This is a genomic window from Streptomyces viridosporus, assembly GCF_002078235.1.
Taxonomy (GTDB): domain Bacteria; phylum Actinomycetota; class Actinomycetes; order Streptomycetales; family Streptomycetaceae; genus Streptomyces; species Streptomyces viridosporus.
Genome location: NZ_MSGP01000170.1, coordinates 1 through 7,737, shown reverse-complemented (window position 1 = coordinate 7,737; position 7,737 = coordinate 1). Strand labels below are relative to the sequence as shown.

Annotated in this window: 6 protein-coding genes; 1 reads left to right on the top strand and 5 read right to left on the bottom strand. The window is 75.1% G+C overall.

Features of this window, described 5'->3' with window-relative positions:
• On the bottom strand, window positions 1-932 hold a 932-nt coding region (locus B7L92_RS13200; RefSeq protein ID WP_081237603.1), incomplete at its 3' end, for a glycosyltransferase family 2 protein.
• The gene (locus tag B7L92_RS13195; protein WP_081237602.1) at window positions 929-1,750 is read right to left on the bottom strand and encodes a glycosyltransferase family 2 protein; all 822 of its coding nucleotides are present in this window, start codon (window positions 1,748-1,750) and stop codon (window positions 929-931) included. The genes B7L92_RS13200 and B7L92_RS13195, both read right to left, overlap by 4 nt.
• A 650-nt stretch (window positions 1,751-2,400) precedes the next feature.
• On the opposite strand from B7L92_RS13195, the gene B7L92_RS13190 reads away from it, so the two are divergent.
• Window positions 2,401-3,207 (top strand): SGNH/GDSL hydrolase family protein, encoded by an 807-nt coding sequence (locus B7L92_RS13190; protein WP_016826941.1) that lies wholly within the window; start codon window positions 2,401-2,403, stop codon window positions 3,205-3,207.
• A gap of 4 nt (window positions 3,208-3,211) precedes the next feature.
• On the opposite strand, the gene B7L92_RS13185 is transcribed toward B7L92_RS13190, so the two are convergent.
• From B7L92_RS13185 to B7L92_RS13175, 3 genes are all read right to left on the bottom strand, one after another.
• Entirely contained in the window at window positions 3,212-4,801 is a 1,590-nt protein-coding gene (locus tag B7L92_RS13185) for a serine/threonine-protein kinase (RefSeq protein ID WP_081237606.1), read from the bottom strand.
• A 78-nt stretch (window positions 4,802-4,879) separates the two neighbouring features.
• A complete protein-coding gene (locus B7L92_RS13180) occupies window positions 4,880-6,472 on the bottom strand; it encodes a HoxN/HupN/NixA family nickel/cobalt transporter (protein ID WP_438363990.1) in 1,593 nt (530 codons plus the stop codon).
• A partial coding sequence (locus tag B7L92_RS13175) for a tetratricopeptide repeat protein (RefSeq protein ID WP_107501470.1) occupies window positions 6,469-7,737 on the bottom strand: 1,269 nt, incomplete at its 5' end. The genes B7L92_RS13180 and B7L92_RS13175, both read right to left, overlap by 4 nt.

Below are 7,737 nucleotides of genomic sequence, written 5' to 3'. Positions count from 1 at the left end.
CTCCCCACCACGTAGCCGCCGGCCGCCGTGAGCACCCCGGCGACGATCGCCCCCGCGCGTCCCGCGCCGCCCGGCCGGGCCAGCAGGGCGTCGCGCAGGCCCCGCGCCACCCCGGCCGGCAGGACGCGCGTGGTGTACCGGCGTTCGGACTCCAGCCCCTTCTGCGCGCCGACGCTGCGGGCGACCAGCGCCTTGGACAGGCCCTCGGCGTACGTCCGGGTCCGGAAGTAGCGGAAGTGCTCGCGGGACCCGGGCACCCGGTGGTGGATCACCGCGCGGTCGTCGATCAGCAGGATCGCGTCCGGGCGGGCGCGGCTGAGGCGGATGCACAGCTCCGTCTCCTCCCCGCCCAGCGGGCGTTTGCTCCCGTCGCGCCCGATGCCGGTGGCGAAGCCGCCCGCCGCGTCGAAGGCGCTGCGCCGGAAGGAGGCGTTGCCGCCGAGGACGTTGCGCACCCGCACCCGTCCGCGCGGCAGCCCCCGGTAGGTGCAGCCCACCACCCAGTCGAACTCCTCGGGGAACCAGACGGGGCGTCGGCCCGACGCCCAGACCGGTTCGGTGCGCCCGCCGACCGCCATCACGCGCGGATCGGCGTACGCCTCGGCGAAGTACTTCAGCCAGTCGCGTTCGGCCACGGCGTCGTCGTCGAGGAAGGCGACGATCTCGCCGCGCGCGGCGGCGATTCCGGTGTTGCGGCCGGCGGACAGGCCGCGGGGGCCCGCGTTGGCGAGCACCCGCACGTCGCCGGTCTCCTTGTACTCCCGGTCCAGACGGTCCAGGAGGGCCCGGTTGTGGTCCACGACCAGCAGGGTCTCCAGGGCCGGCCGTGACTGCGCCCGCACCGAGGCGACCGCCGCGAGGACGTCCTCCCAGCGGTCCTCGGTGTAGGCGCAGATCACGACCGAGACACCGGGGGTGCCGGGCTCGCTCAAGACACCTTCCCCCGGCCCGTGTCGAGCAGCGGCGAGTGGTGCGCACGGCGGCGCAGCGCACGCCGGTTGGACCGCTCCCCGAGGATCACTCTCAGCACGCGCAACCCGTCGCGCACGGCCCGCAGGTTGCTGGTGCCGTGGATGCGCAGGTACTCGTAGCTGGGGATCTCCTGCACCTTGAGACCGGCCTTGACGACCCGGATGTTCATCAGGGTCTCGACCTCGAAGCCGGTGCAGTCGAGGTCGATCTTGTCCAGGCAGTGCCGCCAGAAGGCGTTGTACCCGTAGCAGAGGTCGGTGTAGCGGGCGCCGAACTTGCGGTTGACGACGGCGCACAGCACCCGGTTGCCGAGCTTGCGGATGAAGGTCATGTCGTCGGTGCCGCCGCCGTTGGCGAAGCGGGACCCCTTGGCGAAGTCCGCGCCGGAGACCAGGGCGGAGACGTAGCTGACGATCTCGTTGCCGTCCGCCGAGCCGTCCGCGTCGACCATCACGATGATGTCGCCGGTGCAGGCCTCGAACCCGGTGCGCAGGGCGTCGCCCTTGCCCTTGCCGCGCTGTTCGACGACCTTGACGTCCGCCCACAGTCCGCGGGCCACCTCGACGGTGTCGTCGGTGGAGTTGCCGTCGACCAGGACCACTTCGTGGATCCAGTCGGGAAGCGTCTTGAACACGTACGGCAGGTTCTCCGCCTCGTTCATGGCCGGTATCACCACGCTCACCGGTGGCGCGATGGCCAGGTGCGAGGAGACGGGCCGGTACGTGACGGCGGTCGGCGGATCCTGGTCCGCGGTCGCCGGCTGCAGAACGGAACTCATGAGTCTGGTCCCTCTCGTCCGGTGGACCGCCCGCCCCCGGGCGGCCCGGCTGTTCGTCCGGTTCGAAAGGGGGGTTCTCACCCCACGGCACGACGGACGGAGCCGAAGCGCACGCCGGGTGAGCTGGCAAATCTGATCGGCCGCGAAAAACGGCAGCCGACCGCGCGGCACGGCCCGGCCACCGTTGCGGCCACCGGGCACGGCACCCCCCTACCGCGCCCCGCGCCGGTTCGCCGTGCTCCTGAGCCCTCCCCTGGAGCCGCGTACTGACGGACCGATGCGGGTGAGATGTATGACGGTATTGACGATTGAACCCCTATGGCAAGACCGGGAACGACGTCTCACGTTTTTGCCGGATCGGCCGTCAGGTGTGGCTCTTGCCCGGATATGCGTGTCTGCATGGCCGACTTTGCCCCCCGACGCGTCCAATGCCGGGCTTCAATGTGACGCACCCCGTAGGGGGCGTCAAGGGCCGAAAGTCCCCACGGCCGGATTTCGTCCAGTGTTGAACGGTCGCCCCGTGCGATGGTTCGTGTGAAGAAGTCGGGCGGTTCCTGGGGGGAGTCGAGAATTCTTGGCATGGACACTTCCAGTCAACACGCGTAGTTGCTACGACGGTTGAGGCAGAGATCCTGCTAAAGGGAGGTTCCATGAGACGTTCCCGACTTGCCCTCTTCCTGAGCTCGTTCCTCCTCGCCGCCACCGCCGCCCTCACCGGCGCCGCGACGGCCCAGGCGTCCCAACAGGCCGCAGCCGGCGGCTATGTGGCGCTCGGCGACTCCTACTCCTCCGGTGTCGGAGCCGGCAGCTACATCTCCTCCAGCGGCGACTGCAAGCGCAGCACGAAGGCCTACCCGTACCTCTGGGCGGCCGCCAACTCACCCTCGTCCTTCGACTTCACCGCCTGCTCGGGCGCTCGTACGGGTGATGTTCTCTCCGGGCAGCTCGGCCCGCTCAGCTCCGCCACCGGTCTCGTCTCCCTCAGCGTCGGCGGCAACGACGCCGGGTTCGCCGACGTCATGACGACCTGTGTGCTCCAGTCCGACAGCACCTGCCTCTCCCGGATCGCCACCGCCCGGTCCTACGTCGACTCGACGCTGCCCGGCCGGCTCGACAGCGTCTACACCGCCGTCCGCACCCGGGCCCCCAACGCCCACGTGGTGGTGCTCGGTTACCCCCGCTTCTACAAACTCGGCACCTCCTGCATCGGTCTCTCCGAGACCAAGCGGAAGGCGATCAACGACGCCGCGGACCACCTCGACAACGCCATCGCCCAGCGCGCCCGCGCCCACGGCTTCACCTTCGGCGACGTCCGCACCACCTTCACCGGCCACGAGATCTGCTCCGGCAGCTCCTGGCTGCACAGCGTGGACTGGTTCAACATCGGCAACTCGTACCACCCGACGGCCGCCGGGCAGTCCGGCGGCTATCTGCCGGTGCTGAACGGCGCGGCCTGACCCGTCAGGGCCCGGTCACCGAACCGGAAGGAGAAGGGGAGACCCCGTCCGACGGGGTCTCCGGCTCGCACGCCACCGAGAACGGCACCGGCTCGGAGGACGTCCGCACCGGCCCCCGGACCTCCACCCCGATCTCGCTCTCGAACGTCCCGGTCTCCGTGTGCGTCGTCACGACCACCGTGTCCCGCTTCGTGCGCCCGCCCCCTTCGTGGAACGACAGCGTCCGCCAGCCCGGGTCGGCCACCGAACCGTCCTCGGCCACCCAGCGGTAGGAGACCTCGGCCGGCAGCCGCCCCACCGTGAACGTCGCCGTGAACGCGGGCGCCCGCTCCTCGGGCGGCGGACAGCCGCCGGAGTACTCCGTGCGCGCGCCGGTCACCGTCACCGACACCGTCTGCGGCGGGGGAACGGTCTCCTCCTCGTCGTCGCCCCCGGTGGGGGAGGGGGTCGGCCCGCCCGTCCCCGGCGTCCCGTCGTCGGCCTCGTCGTCACCGGTCCGTGCGGGCGAACTCGCCTGCCCACCGGGGCCCTCGGCGCCGGACCCGCCGTCCCCGCGGTCCAGCAGCACATACGTCAGCCCGGCCAGCGCCAGGGCCAGTACCACCACGCCCGCGACCAGGACGGCCGCGGCCCGCCGGCCGCGCTCGGGCCGGGTGGTCGCGGTCGGCGCTCCCGCGACCGGCACCGGGGGCGCGGACGAGGAGCGGGAGCGGTACGGCTCCGGGCCCGGCCGGGGGAGCGCGACCGCCGTCGGGGCGTACGGCCCCGAACGCGCCGTGTCCGCGCGGGGCGTGCCACCCGCGCCGACGACCCGCAGGTCCTGGTGCGCCCGCTCCGCCGTCAGCCGCTCGGCCGGGTCCTTGCGCAACAGCCCCTCGACGACCGGGGCGAGCGGGCCGGCCCGGCGCGGCGGCGGCAACTCCTCGTCGACGATCGCCCGCAGGGTGCTCAGCGGGGTGTCCCGGCGGAAGGGCGAGGTGCCCTCGACGGCCGCGTACAGCAGCACGCCCAGCGACCACAGGTCCGACGCGGGGCCGGGCGTGCGGCCCAGCGCCCGCTCCGGGGCGAGGAACTCGGGCGACCCGACGACCTCCCCGGTCATGGTCAGCGCGGAGCTGCCCTCGACCCTGGCGATCCCGAAGTCGGTGAGCACGATCCGCCCGTCGTTCGCGATCAGGACGTTGGCGGGCTTCACGTCCCGGTGCAGCACCCCCGCCCCGTGCGCGGCCCGCAGGGCGGCCAGCACCTCCGCGCCGATGTGCGCGGCCCGCCGCGGCGGCAGGGGGCCCTCGGCGTCCAGCACCTCGGCCAGCGACAGGCCGCGCACCAGCTCCATGACGATCCACGGGCGCCCGTCCTCGGTCGCCACGTCGTACACCGTCACCACGTTGCGGTCGGTGATCCGGGCCGCCGCCCAGGCCTCCCGTTCCAGACGGGCGTACATCCGCTCCACGTCGGCCGCCGGCAGCCCGGCCGGGGCGCGGACCTCCTTGACGGCGACCTCGCGGTGCAGCACCTCGTCACGGGCCCGCCACACGGTGCCCATACCGCCCTCGCCCAGGGGCGACAGCAGCCGGTAGCGGCCCGCGACCACCCGCCCACCGCCCGGTTCCTCGGACACGGCGTCCCCCTTCGCAGCCGGGCGAATTCTCCCTTTCCTCATGAAAGTAGCTCAGCCGAGTGCGGATGCCGCCCCCCTGAACACCAATCCGGCCCCCAGGGCCACGACGACGAACGCCGACCCCAGGGGAGCGCTCTGGCGCACCGGCGCCACCCACGGGGCCGCCGTCCAGCGGGGGCGCCGGGCCAGGAGCCGTCTCACGCCACGGCCCGCCCCGACGACCGCGTACCCGGCCGCGACGAGGGTCAGGGCCAGGCCCGCGCCGTACGCGACGACGAGCAGCAGCCCGAACCAGGCCCGGCCGAGCGCCGCGGCGCCGACCAGCACCACCACGGCGGACGGACTGGGCACCAGCCCGCCGGCGAGACCGAGCAGGACCGCGCCGCGGAGGGTGGGCGCGGCCGGATGCGTGTGGGTGCGGCCGCCGTGGGTGTGCGTCGTCCCGTGTCCGTGATGGTGCCCGTGCCCGTGATGGTGCTCGTGGCCATGGTGGTGCCCGTGCCCGTGGTGGTGCTCGTGTCCATGGTGGTGCTCGTGTCCGTGGTGGTGCTCGTGTCCGTGGTGGTGCCCGTGCCCGTCGTCGTGCGGGGGCGGGGGGTGGTGCGCACGGCCCCGGTCGCGCAGGGCGCGGCGTACCAGGCTCGCACCGGCCAGGGTGACGAGGGCGCCGCTCGCGACGCCCAGCCAGGCGACCACCGAGGGCGCGGCGGCCGAACCGGCCGTGACCAGCAGGCCCAGGGCGACCACGCCGAGGGTGTGGGTGACCGTCACCGAGGCGGCCATGGGCAGCACGTCCCGCAGGCGGGCCCGGCCACCGCGCGCCGCCGCCGTCGCGGCCATGAGGGTCTTGCCGTGGCCCGGCGCGAGCGCGTGCGTCGCGCCGAGGACGACGGCGATCAGCAGGGCGAGCGCGGCGAAGCCGGCCGTGAGGCCGCGTCGCGCGACGAGGCCGTCCAGGGCGCGGGTCCAGCGGTCGGCGCCGCGGGGCAGCACGGAGGAGGCGGGCGCGTCGGCCTCCCGCCCGGCCGCTGCCGGGCCGCCGGGGCGGACGCGCAGGGCCGCGCTCGTGGTGTCGGCCGGTGAGGAGAGCAACCTCTCCGGATAGCGCGTCAGTTCGCGGGAGAGCGAGGTCCCCGGTACGTCCGAGCCGACGAGCGTCGTACGGTCGCCGCGCGCGGTGATCTCCCGCCAGCCCGGCCCGGACGCCGCGCCCGCCGCGCGGAAGACGACGTCCACCGCGCCGCCCTCCGGCAGGGGAGCGGTCAGCCCGCACTCCACGCGCAGGGTGTCGAGCCCGGCCCGGCCGGGCCGCACGCGCACCCCGCTGCCGCGCACGGTGAGCGGGACCGCGCGCCCGTCGACGCGCACCTCGCTGTCCCGCGCGGCCGTGGCGCACCGCTGCCGCGCCCACGCGTCCCGGCCCAGCCGGCCGATGTCCGGACCGGCCTGCGCGGCCGGGATCTCCGCGAGGTCCTCGACGTGGCGGACGCGGAGTTCACCGGGCGCGGCGACCAGCCCGTCGTAGCGGTTGACGGTGAAGTCGCCGAGCGGGTGCGCGCCCGCCGGCGCGGCCGGGACCAGGACGAGCGCGCCCGCGGCGGTGAGGACGGCGGCCGCGGCGGCGACGGCACGGGGGAGGATCACCGCGCCCCCTCCAGGTCCTTCAGCGCGGCACGGGCGGCCCGGACGCCGAGGGGGGAGAAGCCGGGGTTCAGCTCCAGGGCCGCCGTGAGCGAGGCACGGGCGGCGCGGTCGTGCCCGGTGGCGTGCTCGATCATGCCGCGGTGGTAGAGGAGGACGGCGTTGCGGTACCCGGTGGCCGTGGCCCGGCGGGCGTACGGGAGGGCCTCCTCGTCGCGGCCGTTCGCGTGCAGCGCCCAGGCGAGGGCGTCCGCGGTGTGCACACTGCGCCGGCGGTCCCACGCGGCGCGGGCCGCGCGCAGGGCCTCCTCGGGGTCGCCGTGGTCGGCGGCGGCGAGCGCGGTGTCGAGGTCGGCGTGCACACCCCCGGCGCGGGCCAGCGCGGTCCAGGCGCCGACCAGGGCGTACTGCGCGCGGGCCTTCGCACGGTCGCCGTCGGCGCCGCGGTCCTCGTACAGCTCACCGAGGGCGACCAGCGGGCCGGGCAGCGGGGAGCGGGCGACGACGTGCTCCAGCGTCGCGACGGCGCCCGCGCGGTCCCCGCTCGCGGCCTGGGCCCGGGCACGGCCCTCCAGGGCGGGGAGGTGGTCCTCGTCGGCGGCGAGCGCACGGGCGTAGTGGCGCAGGGCCGCCCGGTGGTCCCCCTGATCCTGAGCGAGCCGCCCGAGCGCGGTCGCGACGTACGCCGTGTCGGCGGGCGAGGAGGCGCCGTCCAGGGCCTGTTCCAGCACCCTCCGCGCGGTCCGCACGTCGCCGTGCAGCTCCCGCACGTACGCGTACCGCGTGAAGACGGGCACCCCGGGCCGCCTGCGGTCGGCGGTGCGGGCGGCCCGGGCCGCCTCGTCGTACCGGCCGAGCTCGACCAGGGCGTCGATGCGGGAGCACAGGGCGCGTTCGCTGTAGGGGTTCTGCTCCAGGGCCCGGTCGGCGTACTCCAGGGCGCCGGTGAAGTCGTGCCGGGCCGCGGCGAGCGCGGCCCGCCCGGCGAGGGCCCGCTCGTTGCCGGGCGCGAGGGCGAGGGAGCGGTCGAGGGCCCGCTCGGCCTGCGGGTAGCGCGAGGGGTCCCCGAGGGTCCGGGCCTGCTCGACGTAGGCGGCGCCCAGGGCGGCCCAGCCGCCGAAGTCACGGGGTTGGGAACGCAGATGGGCCTGGAGCGAGCGGATCCCGGCGTCGAGGTCGCCCCCGGCGAGCACCCCGGGCGCGAGCGCCCCGGCCGCCGGCGCCGTGCCGGCCCCGGTCCGCCCCGCGTCCCGGCCTCGGGCGCTCCG

Bases quoted from the DNA above. Each gene is read 5' to 3' on its own strand.
- B7L92_RS13195 (WP_081237602.1), bottom strand. From the start codon at position 1,750: ATGAGTTCCGTTCTGCAGCCGGCGACCGCGGACCAGGATCCGCCGACC.
- B7L92_RS13190 (WP_016826941.1), top strand. From the start codon at position 2,401: ATGAGACGTTCCCGACTTGCCCTCTTCCTGAGCTCGTTCCTCCTCGCC.